Genomic DNA, 24418 nt, shown 5'->3' on the forward strand with positions numbered 1-24418 from the left:
AAAAGGGTCACTACAGTATAGTGACCCTTTTCTTATCGGTTAAGCGCTTTGTTTACCGAGCGAAATTCAAGTACCACTCTGCATGAAGTCGTTTTAATGCAGAATTCTGGCGCGAATAGTACCTTCAATTTGTTTTAATTCTTTCAATGCTTGCTCACTGTCTTGAGAGTCAATATCGATAACAACATAACCAATTTTGTCATCAGTTTGTAAGTATTGCGCGGCAATATTAATATTGTGCTCAGCAAAAGCATTGTTGATTTTAGTTAATACACCGGGTTGGTTATGGTGAATATGCAATAAGCGACTAGTGCTTGTTAGGCCCGGAATAGTGTGATCGGGTAAGGATACTTCCGGGAAGTTAACCGCAGATAAACTTGAGCCATTATCTGAATACTTAGTCAGCTTGGTTGCCACTTCTAAGCCAATATTTGCTTGTGCTTCTTTGGTGCTACCACCAATATGTGGCGTTAAAATAACATTATCAAAACCGCGTAAAGGTGAGAAAAACTCATCATCATTACTTTTTGGCTCAACAGGGAATACATCTATAGCAGCCCCTGCTATTTTTTTACACTCTAACGCTTGTGCTAAGGCGTTAATATCAACCACAGTACCACGAGAAGCATTGATAAATATTGCGCCATTTTTCATTGCTGAAAACTGGGCTTGAGCAATCATATTGTGAGTTTGTGCTGTTTCTGGTACATGTAAACTCACCACGTCGGCTTCAGCAAGTAATGACTCTAATGTTGGCGATTGGCGGGCATTACCGAGTGGTAATTTAGTTTCGATATCATAAAAGTGTACTCTCATGCCTAACGTTTCCGCCAAAATGCCTAATTGCATGCCAATATGACCGTAACCAATAATACCTAGTACTTTACCACGTGCTTCCACCGAGCCTACCGCCGATTTAAACCATTCACCGCGATGTGCTTTAGCACTTTTTTCAGGGATACCACGAAGTAATAATAGTGCTTCACCCAGCACTAACTCAGCCACAGAACGTGTATTGGAAAAGGGGGCATTAAAAACAGGTATGCCAAGATTTTGTGCTGCTTTTAAATCAACTTGGTTGGTGCCAATACAAAAACAACCAATGGCAACTAACTTATTGGCGTGGCTAAGTACTTTATCCGTTAATTGAGTGCGTGAGCGGATGCCGATAAAATGAACATCAGCAATTTTTTCAATTAACTCACTTTCTGACAGTGAGGTTTTTAACGATTCAATATTTGAATAGCCTTTTAACTTTAACTCTTCAATAGAGCTTGGGTGCAAGCCTTCAAGTAATAAAATCTTAATTTTGTCTTTTGCTAATGAATTTTTGTTGGCAATGGTCATAAACTGGTTTCGCTTATCCTGAGTTAAAAGATCAATACATATTTGTTTAGATGGCTAGATATCTAAAATAGAAGTTTAACATATCATATAGTGTATAGACTCTAAAGAACTTATTAAGCATATTTAAGAATAAATATGCTTAATAGTGAATATTCTACTTAAAAGGGGCGGGGGTAATTATTGGATTACTTTAATACCATCACTGCAGCCTAGCACGAGTATGTCAGCGCCACGAAGGGCAAACAAGCCATTAGTTACCACACCGACAATAGCATTAATCTGCATTTCTAGTGCTTTTGGATCAAGAATTGTGAGGTTGTGAACATCAATAATAACGTTGCCATTGTCCGTGACTACTCCTTGACGATAATCTGGGTCACCGCCTAGCTTAACCAATTCGCGGGCAACATAGCTACGCGCCATAGGGATAACTTCAACCGGTAAAGGGAAGTTACCCAAAACCTTTACTTGTTTTGACTCATCGGCAATACAAATAAATTTTTTGGCTACCGCAGCAACGATTTTTTCACGGGTTAATGCGGCGCCGCCACCCTTAATCATTGCCATATGGTTAGTGATTTCATCAGCACCATCAACATAGACATCTAAGACACCAACACTGTTTAAATCAAATACTTCAATACCGTGCGCTTCTAAGCGTTTAGTTGACTCTTGCGAGCTTGAAACCGCACCGGTGATTTTGTCTTTCATGGTCGCCAAGCCATCAATAAAAAAGTTAACGGTTGAACCCGTACCAACGCCGACGATAGTATTGTTTTCAATGAATTCCAATGCCTTGATGGCGGCTGCTTTTTTCATTTCATCTTGAGTCATGTTATATGCCTTATTAGCAAACTCTTGCTGTTAAAGTGAGCTTTACCAGCCCTTGGAGGATTTTTAAAATAGTAATTATAACATTAAATAATCTGATAGTTATAGCAAGCTAAAGTCTTTTTGTGCTAAGTGATTTAGCCATAATGCTTATGGCATTAGTACGGTTAGTTGGTGGTAACTTTAGCTAGGGGGAGGGACTTTGGTGAGTGATTTTGCGCCTGTTCGGTTGCTATATTGGTAAATAAAGGGCTGTTGAGTAAGTGCCGCTTATCCATAGTTCAGGGTACTTCGCTATTTCTGGCCGTTAATATTTAACTTTACTATGTGCGCTGCCTATTGGGGCATGGCACTAATGACTACGGCATTGATATCTGGCTCGATAAGCTGAGCATAATGAGAAATGACTCGATCTTGGTCATCACTGGCATTTTTTTTACCTTTAATGTCAGTACCGACGAAAGTACTATCCGGCAGATAACTTGCCTGCCGCTTGGCAAAGGCTAACATCATACGTTGATCTTCAGGCATAGGCCTGTTGAGTAAAGCAAACATTAATTGATGATCTGAAGACGCTGCTTTTTTTATTGAACCCTTATGATGGCTGGTAAAGTCACTGCGGCTAAAATTATTAGCAAAATAGTGATTCATCATCGGACTTGAATTTACTTGTGCGCTATTACTACAGCCAGTAACAAGCAGATATAGAAAAAGATAGCAGCCTATTTTAAATACTTTCATAACAAACCTAACAATAACGACAAGTAATGATTGAGTTACATTCAATAGGGCAAGTGTTATGCCAAAAAGTATTACTTATAGAGTGCGTTGATGTTATTGAGAGGCCATCATATAAAAATGCTTAACAATAACAGCTGAATAGCTGGTTATTATCCACTGAGTATTGGTTTAATATAATTTTAAGTTTACTTTTTTAGCTAATAAAAAAGCTTGCTAGGGTGTTATTATTAGCAATAACTCCTGAGCAAGCTTGATTAGCCAGACTAGTGTCAATTTTTTAGCGCTTTAGCGCATACTAAAGTTACGACTCTTCAGCAACTGAGCGTAGTAGCTCATTTATACCTACTTTGGCGAGCGTTTTAGCATCCACTTTTTTGACGATAATAGCCGCATATAAACTGTATGTACCACAAGCTGAAGGTAAGTTACCCGGTACTACAACTGAGCCTGCAGGTACGCGGCCATAATGAACTTCACCGGTTTCTCTATCGAAAATACGGGTACTTTGGCCGATATAAACGCCCATAGAAATTACCGCACCTTCTTCAACTATCACACCTTCAACAATTTCTGAACGTGCGCCAATAAAACAGTTATCTTCAATGATGGTTGGACCCGCTTGTAACGGCTCTAAGACTCCACCAATGCCGACACCACCAGATAAATGTACGTTTTTACCTATTTGTGCACATGAGCCAACGGTAGCCCAAGCATCAATCATACAACCTTCATCGATAAAAGCGCCGATATTAACAAAGCTTGGCATTACCACCACATTCTTACCAATAAAACTACCGGTGCGCACACTTGCACCCGGTACAATACGGACACCATCGGCGACAAACATAGCCTTAGTGTAACCGTCATATTTCATCGGTACCTTGTCAAAAAAAGTACTTTCTGCACCATCAATGACTTGGTTATCCCAGATACGAAAAGAAAGTAGTACCGCTTTTTTAAGCCACTGGTTAACCTGCCATTCCCCTGCTACTTTTTCGGCAACACGGGCACTACCATTATTCAATGCTGCTATAGCTTCAATTACGGCATTTCTAATCTCACTTGAAACGGTTGCTGGTGTAATACTGGCTCTTTCTTCAAAAGCTTGTTCAATCACGCTAGCTAAGTGCTTTAACTCTGTCATTAGGCTTTCCTATTTGAAATTTTAAAGGTGTTATAAAGGCGGTAACTCAATCAATCTCCTGTGTTAACCGTATGGCTAAATCTTCTTGCTCTTGACTGGTTAGCGCATTATTTTCTAGGGTAGAGATAGTAAATACATCATCAGCTTTTTCACCAAAAGTTGTTATTTTAGCTGAATGGATATTAATCTGCTCTTTCTGAAAGACTTGGCCAATATTTGATAACAAGCCGGGTCTATCTAGAGCGATTATTTCAATCATGGTACGATTCTTCGCATGTATCTTGATAAAATTAACGCGTAGCGGTACTTTAAATTGTTTGATCTGTCTGGGTAATTTAGGCTCAGGCAGGTAACAGACACCTTCTTGACCTAGCTTATCAACTAAGGCTTGGCTAATTTCTTTAGTGTAGAAACGCTCTCGTAGCGGCTTATTCCTGCTATCAAGTACGACAAAGGTATTTACCGTATAGCCTGTTTTAGTGGTAATGATTTTGGCATCATGAATAGAGAGTTTTTTAGTGTCTAAAAAGGACACGGTATTGGCGAAAGTATTGCTTTTTTCTTTAGTGAAAATAAATACTTCTGTGCCACCTCGATAGGGCTCAGGGCTAATCAGCACCAACGGCTTTTCTCTATCGTGTTTAAGTATATTTTGGCATTGCCTGGCTATTTGTTCAGGTGAATAACGTAAAAAATAATCTATTTTAAATTCATGCCATAACGCTTTAATCGCATGTTCATCGATATTGTTTTTACTTAATATAGCTAATGCTTGTTGTTGGTTTTCTCGAATTTTAGCGCGTATTTCTACGGGTTTTTCTAAGCCATGACGAAAAGCGCTTAAGGTATTAAAGTACAGTTCTTCCAGTAGATTGGCTTTCCAGTTATTCCACAGGCTTTCATTGGTGGCACGCATGTCGGCAACGGTTAAACAATAGAGGTAATTAAGATGCGCTTCATCACGGACAATTTCCCCGAAAGTGCGAATGACATTTTCATCAGTAATATCGCGGCGCTGAGCGGTAACAGACATTAATAAATGATATTCAACTAACCAGGCCACCATATTACTATCATGTTTACTCATTTGATGCGACAAACAGAAATTTAACGCATCTACCGCCCCTAATTGAGCATGATTGCCACCACGGCCTTTACCTATATCATGAAAAAATCCGGCCAGATATAGCACTTCCGGTTTACGAATTTTTTGCGCTATTTTACTACACAGAGGGAATTTATGGTTGTGCTCTTTTTGGCTGAACTGATATAAATTCTTAACCACTCGGTAGCTGTGTTCATCGACTGAATAGGCATGGAAAAGATCGAATTGCATTTGACCAACAATATTGCGCCATAAGGGCAAATAGGCACCGATAATACTGTGTTTGTGCATTAAGGTTAATGCTAAACCTAAACCTCGGGGATGACGAATAATTGCCATAAACATGCGACGACATTCAGCATAATCAATTAACCCTGAAATTAAACGTCGTCGAGCATTACGCATTAATCTGATCGTGTGTGAATGTATACCTTTAATTGCTGGCTCTTGCGCGATAATTAAAAACATTTCAATCATTTTTACTGGCCGCATAAAAATACGATCATTGCGAGTATTGATTAAGGTATCCACTAATTCAAAATCTTGATTGATAATACTAACGCTGCTTTGCTCAGGCTTTTTGATGATAGCTTGTTCAAAATGCTGTAATAGCATGGTATTTAATTCAGTCACTCGGGAAATAATCCGAAAGAAGCGCTTCATCATACGCTCAATGGGGGCTTTACCTTCATCACCAAAGCCCATCATTTTGGCTACATCAGCTTGGTAATCAAATAAAAGCCGGTTTTCATTGCGCCCAGCAACAAAGTGTAGGGCAAAACGCATGCGCCAAAGGTAATCTTGAGATTCTAATAATTCGAAAAATTCATTGGGGTAGAGATAATTATGTTCAACTAACTCTTCTAAGGAGTCGGCGGAAAAATGTCGTTTGGCCACCCAAGCAATGGTTTGGATATCACGTAACCCCCCCGGGTTTGCTTTTAAATTGGGTTCCAGTGTATAAGCCGCACCGCGATATTGTTGGTGTCTGTTTTCCTGCTCTTTACACTTAGCGAGAAAAAATTTTTCTGAGGTCCAAAAAACATCTTCATTCAGTAATGGCATTAACTGCTGGGTAAGTGTCTCATTACCGGTGATTTGTCGCATTTCCATTAAGTTTGTCGCAATAGTGACTTCTTTTACTGCTTGTTTTAAGCACTCTTTAATGGAACGAACACTATGGCCAATATCAAGTTTTATATCCCAGAGTTGGGTAATGAAACTTGAAATTTTTTCTTCTAGTTCTACGTTAATTTGTTCTTGTGTTAATAATAATATATCAATGTCTGATTGTGGGTGTAACTCACCACGACCATAGCCACCAACAGCAACTAAGCTAATTTGATATTCATCAAGGTGGTGCTGACACCAGAGCTTTGTTAAAATGGCATCAACAAAAGCAGCGCGTGCTGATAAGAGATCACTTATATCACTATCGATAAAAACGTCTTTTAACCATTCTTTAAATGCTTGGCTTAATAAGCAGATATCTCGGGTAGACAAAAAGTCAGCACTAAGGGCTAATTTTTCAATAAAATGTGCGGGCACTATATGTGCTGATACTGGCTGACTGGTCAAGAGCTTACCCTTTATCTATTCGGTTATCTGTTAGGCCTTATCTTTTTGCAGCTAATTGTTTAAATATTAGTTGTGTAATAGACGAGCAATGGTTTCTTCTTTACGCAAGGTTAATATTTCACAACCTGTTTTGGTCACGACTATGGTGTGCTCCCATTGTGCGGATTTTTTACCATCAGCAGTGAAAACAGTCCAGTTATCTGTTTTATCTAAGATTGTGTTAGCGCGACCTAGGTTAACCATAGGCTCGATAGTAAAACACATGCCAACTTCCATCTTGGTTTTGTCGTTGTTTTTATAGTGAACTATTTGTGGCTCTTCATGAAACTCTTTACCTATACCGTGACCACAATAATCTTTGACGATAGCATAGCGGCCAGATTTTTTGATGAATTTTTGAATTGTTGTGCCAATTTCACCAAAGGTAGTGCCAGGTTTTACTTTTTTTAGTGCTAGGTATAAAGACTCTTGGGTAATGCGACATAGGCGGCTATCTTCAAGAGATGCTTCACCTAGGATAAACATCTTACTGGTATCACCATGATAACCGTCTTTTATCACGGTGATATCGATGTTGATAATATCACCATCGGTTAACACGCTATCATCAGGAATACCGTGACAAACCACATGATTTATTGACGTACAAATCGACTTTGGAAAGTCATGATAATTGAGCGGCGCAGAAATGGCATGTTGTACTTTTTCAGTATATTCGGCACAGAGGGTATTTAGCTCATTAGTGCTAATGCCGGCTTTTACATGCGGCGTAATCATTTCTAACACGTCAGCGGCTAATTGCCCGGCAATACGCATTTTAGCGATTTCTTCTTGGCTTTTTATGGTGATGGCCATGTTGCTCTATCTCTTTAAGTTTGCGCTAGCGGTATTATTATGTGCCGCTAGGCTTTTAATTATTGATTGTTTCATCATGAAAGATGAATTACTTGCCGATAAGGTAGCAAGTTAACTGTGTTTATTTAACTCTAATTTTATTGCGTCAATAAAATCGTCTGGGTTTTGTAAATATAAATTATGATTAAGCAAAATCAACTCATCATTAATAGCCAGTAGCAAGGCCGGTATAGCTTTAGTTGTTATGATTTCTTGCAGCGCGTAGATCTCATGCACTTGCGCTACGGCATCATTAGTCAATTTGCTGTTATTAAAAACTTTTGCGGGTACTGATAATTTGAATTCATTAACAATATTTGTAAAATCAGCTTGTTCACTCAGTTGCTTACCGGCACCAAAGTGTGCTGCTTGTAGCGCATTTAATAAAGATAATGCTTGTTGTGAGGTTTTATTTGTCGCCCAAGTCATTAAATTGGCGCACAAGGTGGAATCTCGCCCCTGTGATAAGTTTTTCATATAGTCAGGGGAAAAGCTGACCGATGAAAGCTCTTTGACTTGCACAATCTGCTGTTTAGTAATTACATTCTCACCGTCAGCATCAGAAAAATAGGCGCAATGCCATAAATTAAGTGATACTTGGGGTAACGATTGTTTTACCGCATTAACTAAAGGGGTTGCGGCATAACTCCACGGACAGTGACTGTCATAAATAAAAAATAATTCTGCTGACATTGCTTACTCTACAAAAAAAGGGATTATTTGGTTGAAATATTTAGCTGTTAGATGATTTTAACTCGCCTTGAGTTAATATCCCACTATAAATCACCCTTTAGCGATAAATCATTTATATCTCGCTAAAGGGGCTGTTTTATGGTATAAAGTGCGGCGCTAAATTGTTAGTTGCAGCCCTTTTTCTATGTTTTTTACATTAACTTAGGGGCTTTGGCTTGGTTTAGTGACAATTTAAATCGACGAGTTAATCAAGATGCTCTTAAGCTTTTTGGTTGGTAAGTCATTATTATAAACTCACATACATCCATTAAAGGTATACCGGGGTGCTCAGCTTTAAGATTTTAGTCTTAAGCAAATAAGAGTCGTGTATATTGGGTGTATGAACGCTTAACCCCATAAAGGAAAAGACAATGTCAAACGTTTCAATGCGCGATATGCTTAAAGCTGGTGTTCACTTCGGTCACAAAACACGTTACTGGAATCCAAAAATGAAACCATTCATTTTCGGTTCTCGCGATAAAGTACATATCATCAACCTTGAAAAAACTGTGCCTATGTTTAATGAAGCCCTTGCTTTTGTAAGTAACGTTTCATCGAAAAAAGGTAAAGTGTTATTTGTCGGTACTAAACGTGCTGCAAGTGAAGCAATCAAAGACGCGGCAATTAAATCTGACCAATTCTTCGTTAACCATCGCTGGTTAGGTGGTATGTTGACTAACTGGAAAACAGTTCGTCAATCAATCAAACGTTTAAAAGATTTAGAAGCACAAAGCACTGACGGTACTTTTGAAGCTTTAACTAAAAAAGAAGCGTTAATGCGTACTCGTGAAATGGAAAAACTTGATAAAAGTTTAGGTGGTATTAAAAACATGGGTGGTTTACCTGACGTTTTATTTATCATTGATGCTGATCACGAACATATTGCTGTTAAAGAAGCAAATAATCTTGGTATCAAAATAATTTCTGTTGTTGATACTAACTCTAACCCAGATGGTATTGATTACATCGTACCGGGTAATGATGATGCTATTCGTGCAGTAAGTTTATACTGTAACGCTGTTGCTGACGCTGTAATAAGTGGTCGTGAGCAAAACATCGTTGTACAAGCTGAAAAAGACGATTTTGTTGAAGCTGAATAATCTCAGTTATTAACACGTTTTATTTAGCTATTGCCACAAAAGCGTGCTTTTGTGGCAACTTATTTAATATTTATTCCCAACGCCTACGTTATTATTAGCGCTGCGACGGGGATAACTGAAAACCGAGGAATTTACTCATGGCAATTACTGCTGCAATGGTTAAAGAATTACGTCAACGCACAGCTGCGGGCATGATGGATTGTAAAAATGCGTTAACAGAAGCTGACGGTGATATGGAACTTGCGATTGAAAATATGCGTAAGAACGGTCAAGCTAAAGCGGCTAAAAAAGCAGGTAATATTGCTGCTGAAGGCGCAATTATCATTAAAATGTCAGCAAATACAGCGGCATTAGTTGAAGTTAACTGTCAAACTGATTTCGTCGCTATGGATGAAAACTTTTTAGGTTTTGCCAATGCCGTTGCTGATGCTGCACTGGAATCAAAAGTTTCAATTACCGAGTTACAAGCACAATTTGAAGAAAAACGTGTTGCTTTAGTGACTAAAATTGGTGAAAACATCAATGTTCGTCGTGTTGAATATGTAGAAGGTACTAACTTAGCTTCTTATTCTCACGGTGCTAAAATTGGTGTAGTTGTTGCAGGTGAAGGTGATGCGGAAGCAATGAAACACATCGCTATGCACGTTGCGGCAAGCAAACCTGAATACCTTACTCCAGATTCTGTTCCGAGTGATATCGTTGAAAAAGAGAAAGCAATTCAAATTGAAATCGCAATGAACGAAGGTAAACCTCAAGAGATTGCTGAGAAAATGGTAACAGGCCGTATGCGCAAGTTTACCGGTGAAGTTTCTTTAAGTGGTCAAGCTTTCATCATGGAACCAAAGAAAACTGTTGGTGAAATATTGAAAGAAAAAGGTCTTACGATTTCTGCTTTCGTTCGTCTAGAAGTCGGCGAAGGTATTGAGAAGAAAGATGAAGATTTTGCTGCTGAAGTAGAAGCACAAATTGCTGCTGCTAAAGCATAATTCTATTTTCTTTGATGCCTTAGTTTTATTGCTATGAGCGTCTGATAAGATGAATTACTAAAAACGTCTGCCTTGGTAGACGTTTTTTTATGGCTGATTTTTAATGTTTAGGGTGAAGTTGGCTTATTTACCGAAAAAAAAAGAGTTTTTTCAGTTTAGTCTTTCGTGTCTAGGCTAAACGTATTAAAATAGCCGCGGTCTTTTGACCTTGGCTCTATTTTGCTTAATTACCTAACTGCTACAGGAATTTTTCCCTATGACAACCAATCCGAAACCTGTTTATCGACGAATATTATTAAAAATCAGTGGTGAAGCACTGATGGGAGAAGAGGGTTTTGGTATTGATCCTAAAGTACTTGACCGTATGGCTCAAGAGATAAAGGAGCTGGTGGAAATGGGCATCCAAGTGGGTCTCGTTATTGGTGGTGGTAATTTATTCCGTGGTGCAGGTTTAGCTGAAGCTGGCATGAATCGTGTTGTTGGTGATCAAATGGGTATGCTTGCCACCGTAATGAATGGTTTAGCCATGCGTGATGCCTTACATCGTGCTTTTGTTAATACCCGCTTAATGTCAGCGATAGATTTAGCGGGGGTATGTGAACGTTATAATTGGGCAAATGCAATTAGCTTGTTGAAATCTGGCCGAGTGGTTATTTTTTCTGCCGGTACCGGTAATCCATTTTTTACAACAGATTCAGCTGCGTGTTTACGTGGTATTGAAATTGAAGCCGACGTAGTATTAAAAGCGACTAAAGTTGATGGCGTCTATTCAGAAGACCCAGTTAAAAATCCAGATGCTGAGCTTTATGCCGAACTAAGTTATGATGAAGTCATTGATAAAGAATTAAAAGTAATGGACTTAGCGGCCTTTACTTTAGCACGAGATCACAACATGCCTATTCGTGTATTTAATATGAATAAACCTGGTGCGTTGAAATCTGTCATCATGGGTGGTAGCGAAGGTACAATAATTAGACACAAGTCATAACTTTTCGATACTCAGCTTAAAACTAAGTGTGAATAAGCCAAGGTAAGTAGCTTGCTGGCTTAAGTTAACATGATAATATTTAGGGAATAGAACGTGATAGATGAAATAATTGAAGATGCTCAACAACGTATGGGTAAGACTATTGATGCTTTAAAAAGCAGCTTGAATAAAATAAGAACAGGACGTGCACATGTTTCCTTATTAGATAATATTGTGGTGCAATATTACGGTATGGACACGCCGTTAAATCAAGTGGGTAATATTTCGGTTCCTGATGCACGCAGCCTTGCGATTACTGTTTTTGATAAAGGCATGATTGGTGCGGTTGAAAAAGCGATATTAAAATCTGACTTAGGTTTAAATCCACAATCAAATGGCACTTTGATACGTATTCCCTTACCACCGCTTACCGAAGAACGTCGTAAAGATTTAGTAAAAGTTGTCCGTGGCGAAGCAGAGGGCGGTAAAGTGGCCATTCGTAATATCCGCCGAGATGCTAACTCAGACTTTAAAAGTTTGTTAAAAGAAAAAGAAATCAGTGAAGATGAACATCATCAAGCTGAAGACTCAATTCAGAAAATCACCAATACTTTTGTTAAGCAAATTGATGAAGTCCTTATGAAAAAAGAAACGGAACTGATGGAAATATAAGTTAGTGCTTTTAAAACGCCAGCTTGCTGTTAAAAAACCAACTGGCGTTTTTGCTTAAGTGTGATTTAATAAATTAATCGTGACTTTAATCGGCATGATTTAAATAAGCGATGTCTTAAATAATTAATGGGTAATTGTTAAGTGGGTAATTGTTAAGTGGATAATAGTAACGTCTTAGCTGAGCAAGCTGAAAATAAAAATATTCCTCAACATGTAGCTATCATCATGGATGGTAATGGCCGTTGGGCTCAGTTACAAGGCAAAGGACGAGTGGCAGGACATAAAGCGGGTGTTAAATCAGTACGCGCTGTGGTTGCTTGTGCTCGAAAAGCTAAGGTTAAAGCACTGACGCTTTTTGCCTTTAGTAGTGAAAATTGGCAACGCCCCGCAAAAGAAGTTAGTGTGCTGATGGACTTGTTTATGTATGTACTAACTAAAGAAGTTAAACGTTTGCATAAACATAATATTCGCTTTCAAGTGATAGGTGATTTGAGTCGGTTTTCTGATAAATTACAGCAGAATATTGCTAAGTCAGAGCAACTTACTGCCGGAAATACTGGCTTGGTATTATCGGTGGCAGCAAATTATGGTGGTCGATGGGACATCGCCCAAGCAGCTAAGAAACTTGCTAGTGATGTTCAACAAGGCACAATGTCACTTGATGATATTAATGAGCAGACACTTAATGCACAAACCTGTCTAGCAGATCTACCCGTACTTGACTTATTAATCCGCACCGGTGGCGACTTTCGCATTAGTAATTTTCTTTTATGGCAAGCCGCTTATGCAGAGCTATATTTCACCGATATATTATGGCCCGACTTTAATGAAGCGCAATTTGAACAGGCAATAAACTGCTTTGACCAGCGCGAGCGCCGTTTTGGTAAAACCGGTGAACAAGCAAGAAACGAGCAAAGATAAATAATAACAGCAAGCCAGAATGATTATACTCAAAGCTTGCATGACCATCAAAGTCTATAACAACAGTCTATAAAAATAAAAGGGTAGCCCTTGTTAAAACAAAGAATTATAACGGCTTTAATATTAGCACCAACAGCAATAACAGCTATTTTCTATTTACCTATAAGCTACTTTGCTGGGCTTTTAATGGCCATTATCGCTATAGGAGCCTGGGAATGGGCTCGTTTTATCGGACTAACTAACACCATACAACGTTTAGCCTATGTATGGGTTACCACAGCATTAATTGGGCTGTTATGGTGGTATTTACCAGTAGATACCGCTTGGTTCACTGTCACTGGTTTACCCTTTGAGTTGACCTCATTATTGTGGTTAAGTGTTATTTGGTGGTTTTTTGCTGCTTTATTAATGTTTTCATACCCCAAGTCCAGCACGTTGTGGGCGAAAAACAGACTTGTTATTGGCTTGTTTGGTTGGTTAACCTTAGTGCCAACTTGGCTTGCCTTTATGATTTTGCGGACTCACAACTACACTCTTGATGAGTACCACGGCGCGCAGTTATTGATGTACTTATTTATGCTGGTGTGGAGCGCAGATGTTGGTGCTTACTTTATCGGTAAAGCAATGGGTAAACATCAACTTATGCCCAATGTTAGTCCAGGAAAAACCAGGGAAGGTTTTCTTGGCGGTGTATTTTGCGCGGTAATATTAACCCTAGTTGTCGGTATTTCATTACACTGGACTAGCAAACAGTTTATTTCTGCCTTACTGGTTACCGTATTGATTAGCTCTATTTCTGTTATAGGTGATTTAACGGAAAGTATGTTTAAACGCCAGGCAGGTGTTAAAGATAGTGGCGCAATCTTACCAGGCCATGGCGGTATTTTAGATAGAATAGATAGTTTAACGGCAACGGCACCAGTTTTTGCGCTTTGTTACATATTACTTGCTTGATAATTTTTACATTATTAGCATTTTGATTTATTGAGGTAAAAACGTGTTAAAACGTCAACTTTGTATTTTAGGTTCCACTGGCTCCATTGGTAGTAGTACTTTAGATGTGGTACGTCTTCATCCAGATAAGTTTCAAGTAATCAGTTTAGCGGCTCATGCGAGCGTTGACATTATATTTAAGCAATGTCTTGAATTCAAACCTCAGCAAGTAGTACTTGTTTCAAGTGAACATGCCGAGTTATTGTTGCAAAAGCTTGAGCACGTTAATGTTAATGACATTAAGGTATTATCAGGTGAGCAAGCCTTAATTGAACTTGCTCAATGTAAATCTACTGATACGGTAATGGCTGCCATTGTCGGCGCTGCTGGTCTATTACCCACGCTTGCGGCAGTGAATGCGGGCAAGCGGGTATTGTTGGCAAATAAGGAAGCTTTAGTGACCTCAGGCGCTATTTTTATGGCGGCGGTAAAAGCTTCAGGAGCAGAGCTACTGCCCATTGATAGTGAACATAATGCCATTTTTCAATGTTTACCCTCTCACCAGCAAGGTAATCTTGGTCAATGCCAATTGCGTGCTAGTGGCATCAGTAAAATACTGCTAACCGGCTCTGGTGGCCCTTTTAGAACAATGGCCATTGAACAACTAGAATCGGTAACGCCTGCACAAGCTTGTGCACACCCTAACTGGGATATGGGCCGTAAAATATCTGTCGACTCAGCCACTATGATGAATAAAGGCCTCGAATTTATTGAAGCTAAGTGGCTTTTTAATGTTGAAGCTGAAGATATTCAAGTGGTATTACATCCACAAAGTATCATACATTCAATGGTGCAATATAAAGACGGATCAGTTATTGCCCAAATGGGTAATCCAGATATGCGCACGCCAATTGCCCATGCTTTGAGTTTTCCGGATCGAATAGAGTCGGGCGTTGCACCGCTGGACTTCTTTCAAATAGCATCTTTTGAATTTCAAGCCGTTGATTTTGCGAGGTACCCTAATTTGAAGTTAGCTATTGATGCTTGTCAACAAGGTCAAGCTGCTTGTACAGCGCTTAATGCCGCGAATGAAATTGCTGTCGCTGCGTTTTTAGACGAAGAAATAAAGTTTACCGATATATTTAAAATAAATGAAACTTCTGTGAAAAAATTTGTCTCAGAACAGGTAGGTAATATAAATGAGGTGATTGCCCTTGATAAGCAAGTGCGAATTTTTGCACAAACATTGTTAGCTGACTTTGAGGTCAGTAAATGTCAGTAATGTTAACGGGTAATAAGTAATATGTTTGATTTTTTCTGGAACCTAGCATCGTTTGTTGTCGCCTTGGGCATACTCGTCACAGTACATGAATATGGTCACTTTTGGGTCGCAAGAAAAAATGGCGTCAAAGTTGAGCGTTTTTCTGTCGGCTTTGGCCGGGCCATCTGGCGAAAAACAGCTAAAGATGGTACTGAATATGTTTTGGCCATGATACCACTCGGTGGTTATGTCAAAATGCTGGATGAACGTGTCGACGATGTTCAGCCCGAAGATAAAGATAAAACTTTTAACAGTAAATCAGTTTATCAGCGTATAGCCATAGTGGCGGCCGGACCCTTAGCAAATTTTATCTTTGCTTTATTTGCTTTTTACCTGATGTTCTTAATTGGTGTACCCGGTGTCAAGCCGGTGATTGGTGATATAGTGCCAAGCTCAATTGCGGCTAAAGCTAAGCTAACTGACAATAGTGTAATTGTCAGTATTGCTGGTAATGTTACTCGGGATTGGCAGGAGGTTAATCTGGCGCTTATTGCTCAAATTGGCAATGAAAAAATTACCATAAAAACCAAACAAACCGATAGCCAATATGTTACAAGTTTTATTTTAGATACTCGTAATTGGCAGTTTTCACCAGATAAAACCTCAGCACTAACAAGTTTAGGTATTACCCCTTTTCGGCCTAAAGTACATAACGAATTATCAGCGATAGCAAAAGAAAGTCCTGCCGCCTTAGCTGGGCTATTGGTGGGTGATAAACTGATTGCAGTGGCTGATGTTAAAACCAGTGACTGGTTATCCTTTGCTAAGGAAATAAAAAAATTTCCATCGGCAGAAGTATTCATCACCATCGAGCGAAATGGTGACATACTGACATTATCGGTGACACCTGACAGTATTGAGCAAGCGGGAAAAACTGTTGGTTTTATCGGCGTAGCCCCTAAAGTGGATGCTTGGCCTGAGACGCTATTAATTGAATTAAAATATGGTCCTATTGAGGCGATAAAGGAAAGTGCTCTACGTACTTGGAATTTAACCACCTTAACCTTTGGTATGATAGGTAAATTGCTCACTGGTGATATATCAGTCAAAAATTTGAGTGGTCCCATCGGTATTGCTCAAGGAGCAGGTGCCAGTGCTAGTCATGGTTTTGTTTATTTTTTAGGCTTTTTAGCGCTAATTAGTATTAATTTAGGAATAATTAACCTTTTACCGCTACCAGTACTTGATGGCGGACACTTACTCTATTATGTTATAGAACTTTTAACGGGGAAAGAAGTACCCGAGAAGGTACAAGAGGCTGGCTTTAAATTTGGTGCCATAGCATTATTGATGTTAATGGCCATTGGTTTATTTAACGATTTTAGTCGGGTTCTAGGCTAACGAAGCTGATTTTAAATTTTGGCTTTAGCATTAGTGATGATTACTTGCTGTTAACACGGCAACGAGATTATTTAACGATTTTAGTCGGGTTCTAGGCTAACGAAGCTAGCTTTAAATTTGTTGCCATAAGATTATTGATGATTACTTGCTGTTAACACGGCAACGAGATTATTCAACGATTTTAGTCGGGTTCTAGGCTAACGAAGCTAGCTTTAAATTTGATGCCATAAGATTATTGATGATTATTTGCTGTTAACACGGCAACGAGATTATTTAACGATTTTAGTCGGGTTCTAGGCTAACGAAGCTAGATTTATATTTGTTGCCATAAGATTATTGATGATTACTTGCTATTAACACGGCAACGAGATTATTTAACGATTTTAGTCGGGTTCTAGGCTAACGAAGCTAGCTTTAAATTTGTTGCCATAAGATTATTGATGCTTATTTGTGATGCTTATTTGCTGTTAACACGGCAACGAGATTATTCAACGATTTTAGTCGGGTTCTAGGCTAACGAAGCTAGATTTAAATTTGTTGCCATAAGATTATTGATGATTACTTGCTGTTAACACGGCAACGAGATTATTTAACGATTTTAGTCGGGTTCTAGGCTAACGAAGCTAAGAACCGCACTTACTTTGTTGTTGGGATGCTAAGCAAAGATTTATACCGGGAAATAAGTGCCAGAAAAGGCCGATGGCAAGTAGTGTGTCTTAGTTTACTAGGTAATACCGCTTGTTATTTACGATTTTAGTTGAGAATTAGCGCAATAGTAACGTCTTGAGTGTGTAGCTAATAGTTTTTATAAAAAGAAGTAACGAAGTTTATAATATATGATCATGAAAAAAATTGCCTTTGCCCTCCTATTAGGTGCGCTAGGAACAACACAAGATGCTCAAGCTGGAAAAGGCTTTCAAGTTAAAGATATTGACGTTAAAGGTCTGCAGCGTGATGCTCTTGGAACATCAGCTGAAAATGCTCAAGCTTCGTCAAGCTTTCAAGTCGAAGATATTGAAGTTAAAGGTCTACAGCGTGTTGCTTTAGGTGCTGCGTTAACCCACATTCCCTTCAATGTTGGTGATAACCTTAATGACTTTCGGATATCACAGTCAATCAAGGCGCTTTATCAATCAGGTCACTTTAATGATATCCGTGTTTATCGTGATGGTAACCGCTTGGTCTATCGGGTAAAAGAGCGAGAGACTATCAGTGAAATTATTTTTGATGGTAATAGCGACCTTAAAGATGAGCAGTTAACTGAAAGTCTTGATGGTAGTAATATTCGTGTTGGTGAAACCCTTGATCGTACCGTAATTGCGGGTATCGAAATGGGCTTAGAAAATTTTTACCATAGTGTCGGTAAGTACAATGCTAAAGTTACCGCTAAAATTACCCATTTACCGCGAAATAGAGTTAATTTAGAGTTTACTTTTGTCGAAGGTGATTCTGCTGCCATTAAGCAAATAAATATTATCGGTAATGAAGTTTTTACCAATGCAGAAATATTAGATAAAATAGAGCTCACCTTTGATTCTCCTTGGTGGAATTTTATGGCACAAGATAGGTACCAAAAACAAGCATTGCAAGGAGATATTGAAACGATTAATAGCTATTATCTTAACCGAGGCTATTTGCGTTTTAAAATAGACTCAACCCAAGTGTCAATGACTCCGGATAAAAAGGCAGTGTATATCGCTCTAAATGTCAGTGAAGGAGAGACCTATAGCATCAGTGAAGTAGACTTTGTTGGTGATATGGCTGGTTTTGAAAATACCATACGTGCTATTAACCCTCTACAAGCGGGTGAATTGTATAACGGCGCAGAAATCACTTATACCGAAGACGTTATTAGTAAGTTTCTAGGACGCTATGGTTATGCTTATCCGAAAGTGACCACCATTCCAGAAATAGATGATGAAAACCATACGGTTAAATTATCTATATCGATTGACCCGGGTAAACGTATTTATGTTAATCGCATTAACTTTACCGGTAACCATGTGACTGCTGACCACGTATTACGCCGTGAAATGCGTCAAATGGAAGGAGCTTGGTTATCTAATGGCGTAGTAGAATCGTCGAAGTCTTGGTTGATGCGTTTGCCTTATATGGAAACCGTGGAGTTTGAAACCAAACAAATTGAGGGCGAAGACGATTTAGTTAATATCGATTTTACTGTTAAAGAGCAACCCTCGGGCTCCTTCAATGCCGGTGTTGGTTATGGCTCACAAACCAAACTAAGCTTAAATGCAGGGGTTCAGCAAAATAACTTTTTAGGGACAGGTAATCAACTTGGCTTTAATATAGCGAAGAATTATTATCAAAAAAGTGCCACCATTTCTTTTACCGACCCTTATTTTACCGTCGATGCTATTTCCCTTGGTGGACAAGTTTACTATAGCGAATACGATGCCGGTAATGCCAATATGGTTGAGTATAATAATAAAACCTTTGGTCTGGGCCTCAACTGGGGCTTTCCGGTAAATGAATATCTAAGGTTAAATTTTGGCATCGGTTGGAAGTACAACCAAATATCGCAATTACAAGCCTATGATCAAATTCAAGACTTTTACGATATTTACGCCGATCCAAATGAACCCGATGGCCAACTAGAATTTAAAACATTGGATTTAAATGCGGGCATATCTCGTAGTACTTTAAACCGAGGTACCTTCCCCACAGCCGGTTCAACGCAACGATTTAATGTTAAAATGACTTCGCCAAAATCCGATTTACAGTATTTTAAAATAAATTATGATGCGAAGTTTTATTTTCCTTTAACACGAAATCAAAAATGGTCAGTGTTAACTCGCATACAGCTTGGTTATGCCAATGGTTATGGGCAAATTGAAGGCAATGATCAACTGTTACCTTTCTGGGAGAACTTTAGTGCCGGTGGTTCGGACACCGTACGTGGTTTTGAAAATAATACTATTGGACCACGGGCAATATATCGTACCCCTCAAAAACTTTCTGATGGTAGCTGTTGTTTAGGGCCAAGTAATGATGCTATTTATGTCAATGAACGTTCGGTTGGTGGTAATGCCATGGCAATAGCAGGGATAGAGCTGATAGTACCGACACCATTTTTAGATGAAAGTTATGCGAACAGTGTTCGTACCAGTTTATTCTGGGATGTGGGAAATGTTTGGGATACCGAGTTTAATTTAGATAATTATCAAGATTTAGCTGCGAATGAATATGATAAAATTGCTGATTATGCTGATCCGACACGTTTTCGTAGTTCAGCAGGTATTTCAATTCAATGGCTTTCGCCCATGGGACCAATGATATTTAGTTTTGCTAAATCCATAAGGGAAGAAGAAGGTGACGATACTTCATTCTTTAGCTTTAATATTGGTAAAACCTTTTAAATCATTTTATAAAATAGGTTTTAGCTGCGTAATATCAATCAATCTTGCTATATTAGCCGACAGAAATAATTATCCGTGTGAATAGTAAGAAAAATAATAAATAAAGGGGAACAACGTTGAATAAAGTTATCAAAACTATGGTTATGGGCGTAGCTGCGTCAGGTATATTATTAGCAAATTCAATCATGGCTGCAGAGCAAAAAATTGCGGTAGTAAATTTTCAAGAAATAATGAGTAAAATTCCGCAAACAGCTGCTTTAATGCAAAGCTTAGAAGCCGAGTTCAAAGATGATAAAGCTATTATCACTCAGCTTGAAAAAGACATTAAATATTATCGAGAAAAACTTAAGCGTGATGGCTCATTAATGAGTGTTAAAGAAAAAGAAGAGTTAGAAGTTAAAATTAAGTCATTATTTCAAGAATACCAAGTTAAAGGTAAAGCACTACAACAAAAAGCGACTCAACGTCAAAACCAAGAGACCAATAAAATTATCGCTTTAGTACGTAAAGCGGTCGATAATATTGCGGCTAAACAAGATTATGACTTAGTACTTTCTCAACAAGCCGTTGTTTATTCTAAACCCAATGCGAGTATCACTGACCTTGTGGTAGAGCATGTTAGCAAGCTTAAATAACCGCATAAATATCATTATCATTAATATTGGTGATTGTATTTAATCATCGTGGTAAGAGGCACTGATATGACTTATACGTTAGCTGAAATAGCTATCAAGCTAGAGGCCAAATTGATAATACCAGCAGAGCTGGATGAGTCAAAGGTAGCTCTAACTCAAATAAGTAGCTTAGCAACGTTAACCAATGCGGCAACCGGGCAAGTGGCTTTTTTAGCCAATAATAAATACCAGCCACAACTGAACTCAACCAAGGCGAGTGCAGTTATTCTTGCAGCTGATGCCGCAGAATCCTGCCCAGTCAGTGTTCTAGTAATGGATAACCCCTATATGGGCTATGCTATACTGGCTAATTTGCTTGATAGCACGCCAAAAGTTGCTCTGGGTATCCATGCAAGCGCGGTTATTGCTGACAATGTTGCTATTGGTAACAATGTCAGTGTTGGCGCTAATACCGTCATTGAATCCGGGGTGAAATTAGCGGATAACGTCAGTATTGGTGCTGGCTGTTTTATCGGTCAAGGAGTCAAGATTGGTGAGGCAAGCACGCTTTGGGCAAATATTACTATTTACCATCAAGTACAAATTGGTCATCATTGTTTAATTCAAGCTAATACCGTTATTGGCTCTGATGGCTTTGGTTATGCGCCAGTTAAGGGACCATATAAATGGCATAAAATCCCACAGCTTGGTAGTGTTATTATTGGCAACCACGTTGAAATTGGTGCTAGTACCACCATTGACCGAGGTGCACTGGATAACACCGAAATACGAGACGGTGTAATTTTAGATAACCAGATACAAATTGCCCATAATGTTATTGTGGGTGAAAACACCGCTATGGCCGCTTGTAGTGTTATTGCGGGTAGTACTGTTATGGGTAAAAACTGTACCATAGCAGGCTTAGTTGGCGTAAATGGTCATATAAATATTGCCGATAACTGTGTTTTTACTGGCATGGCTATGGTCACTAAAGATATTAGCCAAGCCGGTGTTTATTCTTCTGGTATGCCAGCCGTGCCAAATAAAGAATGGAATAAAACCAATGCTAGGGTGAAGCGACTTGAACGCTTAACTAAACGGGTGAAAGAGTTAGAAAAATTACTCGCGAATAACTAGCTATTAACCCCGCCAATGCGTAAAATACGGTAAAGTTACTGCCATCATACAAGATGACTTTGACGCAAAGATAGTACACGATTAGTTATCTATTAACTAATCGTGTTAGCCAACAAGGAATATTCATTTGGACACTGTAAAAAAACCAATCGATCTTAACGAAATTAAAACACTAATACCTCACAGATACCCGATGTTATTAGTGGATAAAGTCGTTGATCATGAACCAGGGAAATCGTTACATGCCATAAAGAATGTCACAATTAACGAACCTGTTTTTAATGGCCATTTTCCAGAGTTAGCAATATTTCCGGGTGTTTTAATTTTAGAAGCCTTAGCACAGGCAACGGGTATTCTTGGCTTTAAAAGTAGTAAAGGTCGTGGTAAAAATGAAATGTACTTATTTGCCTCTATAGATAAGGCTAGGTTTAAAAAGCCAGTATATCCAGGCGATACCCTGCACTTACATGTTGAACTTCTAAAAGAACGTCAAGGAATGTGGAAGTTTTATGGTGAAGCACGTGTTGATGGCGAGGTGGTTTGTAGCGCCAATCTTATGTGTGCACGTCGTACTTTATAACGTTTATTTAATCATAAACCTACACTTATCCAGTAGAAGAGTAAACTCATGATTCATCCTCAAGCTATTATTGAGCCAGGCGCTGTTATTGGCGAAAATGTTACCATAGGTCCCTGGACTTATATTGCCGGTAATGTAGTTATTGGTGATAACTGTGAGATCAGCTCACATGTGGTTATTAATGGCCCAACTCGGTTAGGTAAAGGTAACCGAATTTTTCAATTCGCCAGTATTGGTGAAGATTGTCAAGACCTTAAATACGCTGGTGAACCAACAGAGTTGGTTATTGGTGACAATAATACCTTTCGAGAGTCTTGTACTATTCACCGTGGCACGATTCAAGATAATAGTATTACCCAAATAGGCAGTAATAATTTATTTATGGCCTATACCCATGTTGCTCACGATTGTGTGGTTGGCAGTCATTGTATTTTTGCTAATAATGCTTCTATTGCCGGTCATGTGCACGTTGGTGATCATGCTATTATTGGTGGCATGGTAGGAGTACATCAGTTCTGCCATATAGGCGCACATAGTTTTATTGCCGGTAATGCCTTAATACTTAAAGATGTGCCTGCCTATGTTATGGCGTCAGGGCAACCAGCTAAACCTTTTGGCTTAAATAGTGAAGGGCTAAGACGTCGTGGTTTTTCTAATGACACCATATTAACCATTAAACGTGCTTATAAAATAATGTACCGCCAAGGTTTATCCGTTGCCGAAGCATTAAATAAAATCAGTGAAATGCCAGCACAATCTTCAGAATTACAACTGTTTTGTGACTCAATCAAAACATCTAATCGCGGCATAATTCGTTAAAGAACTGCCGTTAATACCTGCCTTAGGACGTACCTAATGCCGGTACCGTTAACTTTAAGTACTTTTAACGCCTATGACTGCTCAGAATCAAAATGCCCGCCAACACATGGTATTTGCCATTGTTGTTGGTGAACATTCAGGTGATACTTTAGGCGCAGGCCTGATAACTTCATTACAAAAAAAACACCCTAATGCTAAATTTATTGGTATTGGTGGCCCTAAGATGCAAGCACTTGGTTTTGAAAGCCTATTTGCCATGGACGAGTTGTCTGTGATGGGCTTGGTAGAAGTTCTTGGCCGTATCCGACGTTTATTACATGTCCGTAAAACCTTAACAGATTATTTTACTAGCAATAAACCCGCTGTTTTTATTGGTATTGATGCGCCTGACTTTAATATAGGTCTTGAGCTAAAGCTTAAGGCTCAGGGGATAAAAACGGTACATTATGTTAGCCCGTCTGTCTGGGCTTGGCGGGAAAAACGGATCTTTAAAATTGCCAAAGCAACGGACATGGTGCTGGCTTTATTGCCCTTTGAAAAAGCCTTTTATGATAAACATAATGTGCCTTGTACTTTTGTCGGCCATCCTCTCGCTGATGATATCCCCATGCAAAGTGATAAAGCGCTCGCCAGAACTAAGCTAGGTTTAGCGCAAGACAAAAAAATCCTGGCACTTATGCCCGGTAGTCGCGGGGGGGAATTATCTCGTTTACTTGGCGATTTCTTTGCCAGTGCCAAGCAATTACAGGCCCAAGATAGTGACTTGGTTTTTGTCGCCCCTATGATTAGCGAGCAACGTGTTGAACAATTTAATGCCCTTAAAGCTGAGCTTGCCCCGGATTTAGCGGTTAAAGTCATCCTCAATCAAACTCAAACCGTGATGGCAGCCAGTGATTGTTTATTAACCGCATCAGGTACGGTTACCCTAGAAGCTGCTTTAATTAAAAGGCCAATGGTCATTTGTTATAAGTTTAGCCCAGTAACCTTTTATTTAGCACGCTGGTTGGTTAAATTAGAATGGTTTTCTTTACCTAATTTATTAGCAAATAAGTCTTTAGTACCTGAATTATTGCAAAAGCAAGTGTGCCCAGACAATATTGTGCCGTTAATTAAAGAGCGTTTATATCATGACCAAAGTCAGCTTAATAACAGTTACCAGAGCATTCATCTGCAATTAAAGTGTGATGCAAGTGAGCAAGCTGCCAAGGCAGTACTTGCTGTTTTATCGACAAAACCCTAGCTAATCTATAATTTCAAGCCATAGTCCTTAATAAATAA

Annotated in this window: 21 protein-coding genes; 14 read left to right on the forward strand and 7 right to left on the reverse strand. The window is 39.0% G+C overall.

Annotated elements, in window-relative coordinates:
• Window positions 1–93: 93 nt before the first annotated feature.
• The 7 genes from serA to CMT41_RS05945 form a co-directional block, all read right to left on the reverse strand.
• A complete protein-coding gene (serA, locus tag CMT41_RS05915) occupies window positions 94–1347 on the reverse strand; it encodes a phosphoglycerate dehydrogenase (protein WP_058026624.1) in 1254 nt (417 codons plus the stop codon).
• A 177-nt stretch (window positions 1348–1524) separates the two neighbouring features.
• On the reverse strand, window positions 1525–2181 hold the full coding sequence (gene rpiA, locus CMT41_RS05920; protein ID WP_058026625.1) for a ribose-5-phosphate isomerase RpiA: 657 nt from the start codon (window positions 2179–2181) through the stop codon (window positions 1525–1527).
• A 333-nt stretch (window positions 2182–2514) separates the two neighbouring features.
• Window positions 2515–2919, reverse strand: a complete 405-nt coding sequence (locus CMT41_RS05925; protein WP_058026626.1) for a hypothetical protein — start codon at window positions 2917–2919, stop codon at window positions 2515–2517.
• Window positions 2920–3220: 301 nt separating this feature from the next.
• The gene (gene dapD, locus CMT41_RS05930; protein ID WP_058026627.1) at window positions 3221–4063 is read right to left on the reverse strand and encodes a 2,3,4,5-tetrahydropyridine-2,6-dicarboxylate N-succinyltransferase; all 843 of its coding nucleotides are present in this window, start codon (window positions 4061–4063) and stop codon (window positions 3221–3223) included.
• Between the two features lie 46 nt (window positions 4064–4109).
• Window positions 4110–6746 carry a [protein-PII] uridylyltransferase gene (glnD, locus tag CMT41_RS05935; protein WP_082606448.1) on the reverse strand — a complete coding sequence of 879 codons (2637 nt, stop codon included), beginning with the start codon at window positions 6744–6746 and terminating at the stop codon, window positions 4110–4112.
• A 66-nt stretch (window positions 6747–6812) separates the two neighbouring features.
• The gene (gene map / locus CMT41_RS05940) at window positions 6813–7601 is read right to left on the reverse strand and encodes a type I methionyl aminopeptidase (RefSeq protein ID WP_057180266.1); all 789 of its coding nucleotides are present in this window, start codon (window positions 7599–7601) and stop codon (window positions 6813–6815) included.
• Between the two features lie 111 nt (window positions 7602–7712).
• A complete protein-coding gene (locus CMT41_RS05945) occupies window positions 7713–8333 on the reverse strand; it encodes a DsbA family protein (RefSeq protein ID WP_058026628.1) in 621 nt (206 codons plus the stop codon).
• Between the two features lie 410 nt (window positions 8334–8743).
• Here CMT41_RS05945 and rpsB point away from each other — a divergent pair, with 410 nt between their 5' ends.
• The 14 genes from rpsB (at window position 8744) to lpxB (ending at window position 24380) form a co-directional block, all read left to right on the forward strand.
• Entirely contained in the window at window positions 8744–9472 is a 729-nt protein-coding gene (gene rpsB / locus CMT41_RS05950) for a 30S ribosomal protein S2 (protein WP_057180272.1), read from the forward strand.
• Window positions 9473–9609: 137 nt separating this feature from the next.
• Window positions 9610–10458, forward strand: a complete 849-nt coding sequence (tsf, locus tag CMT41_RS05955; protein WP_057180274.1) for a translation elongation factor Ts — start codon at window positions 9610–9612, stop codon at window positions 10456–10458.
• 256 nt (window positions 10459–10714) lie between these two features.
• Window positions 10715–11446, forward strand: a complete 732-nt coding sequence (gene pyrH, locus CMT41_RS05960) for a UMP kinase (RefSeq protein WP_057180276.1) — start codon at window positions 10715–10717, stop codon at window positions 11444–11446.
• A gap of 93 nt (window positions 11447–11539) precedes the next feature.
• The gene (gene frr / locus CMT41_RS05965; protein ID WP_057180278.1) at window positions 11540–12097 is read left to right on the forward strand and encodes a ribosome recycling factor; all 558 of its coding nucleotides are present in this window, start codon (window positions 11540–11542) and stop codon (window positions 12095–12097) included.
• Window positions 12098–12253: 156 nt separating this feature from the next.
• Window positions 12254–13018, forward strand: coding sequence for a polyprenyl diphosphate synthase (gene uppS, locus CMT41_RS05970; protein WP_083494223.1), 765 nt, complete (start codon window positions 12254–12256; stop codon window positions 13016–13018).
• A gap of 90 nt (window positions 13019–13108) precedes the next feature.
• Window positions 13109–13972, forward strand: coding sequence for a phosphatidate cytidylyltransferase (locus tag CMT41_RS05975; protein WP_058026629.1), 864 nt, complete (start codon window positions 13109–13111; stop codon window positions 13970–13972).
• A gap of 43 nt (window positions 13973–14015) precedes the next feature.
• Window positions 14016–15233 (forward strand): 1-deoxy-D-xylulose-5-phosphate reductoisomerase, encoded by a 1218-nt coding sequence (gene ispC / locus CMT41_RS05980; RefSeq protein ID WP_058026630.1) that lies wholly within the window; start codon window positions 14016–14018, stop codon window positions 15231–15233.
• 21 nt (window positions 15234–15254) lie between these two features.
• A complete protein-coding gene (gene rseP, locus CMT41_RS05985; RefSeq protein WP_058026631.1) occupies window positions 15255–16613 on the forward strand; it encodes a sigma E protease regulator RseP in 1359 nt (452 codons plus the stop codon).
• 836 nt (window positions 16614–17449) lie between these two features.
• Complete coding sequence (gene bamA / locus CMT41_RS05990; protein ID WP_083494224.1) at window positions 17450–19990, forward strand: outer membrane protein assembly factor BamA; 2541 nt, start codon at window positions 17450–17452, stop codon at window positions 19988–19990.
• Between the two features lie 116 nt (window positions 19991–20106).
• Window positions 20107–20625: an OmpH family outer membrane protein gene (locus CMT41_RS05995; protein WP_057180287.1), complete on the forward strand. Its 519-nt coding sequence runs from the start codon at window positions 20107–20109 to the stop codon at window positions 20623–20625.
• A gap of 66 nt (window positions 20626–20691) precedes the next feature.
• A complete protein-coding gene (gene lpxD, locus CMT41_RS06000; RefSeq protein ID WP_058026632.1) occupies window positions 20692–21741 on the forward strand; it encodes a UDP-3-O-(3-hydroxymyristoyl)glucosamine N-acyltransferase in 1050 nt (349 codons plus the stop codon).
• A gap of 127 nt (window positions 21742–21868) precedes the next feature.
• Window positions 21869–22321: a 3-hydroxyacyl-ACP dehydratase FabZ gene (gene fabZ / locus CMT41_RS06005; RefSeq protein WP_057180291.1), complete on the forward strand. Its 453-nt coding sequence runs from the start codon at window positions 21869–21871 to the stop codon at window positions 22319–22321.
• Window positions 22322–22369: 48 nt separating this feature from the next.
• Complete coding sequence (lpxA, locus tag CMT41_RS06010) at window positions 22370–23140, forward strand: acyl-ACP--UDP-N-acetylglucosamine O-acyltransferase (RefSeq protein ID WP_057180292.1); 771 nt, start codon at window positions 22370–22372, stop codon at window positions 23138–23140.
• Window positions 23141–23213: 73 nt separating this feature from the next.
• Window positions 23214–24380, forward strand: coding sequence for a lipid-A-disaccharide synthase (lpxB, locus tag CMT41_RS06015; RefSeq protein ID WP_058026633.1), 1167 nt, complete (start codon window positions 23214–23216; stop codon window positions 24378–24380).
• The last annotated feature ends 38 nt before the right edge of the window (window positions 24381–24418 follow it).

It is taken from the genome of Colwellia sp. MT41 (assembly GCF_001444365.1).
Taxonomy (GTDB): domain Bacteria; phylum Pseudomonadota; class Gammaproteobacteria; order Enterobacterales; family Alteromonadaceae; genus Colwellia; species Colwellia marinimaniae.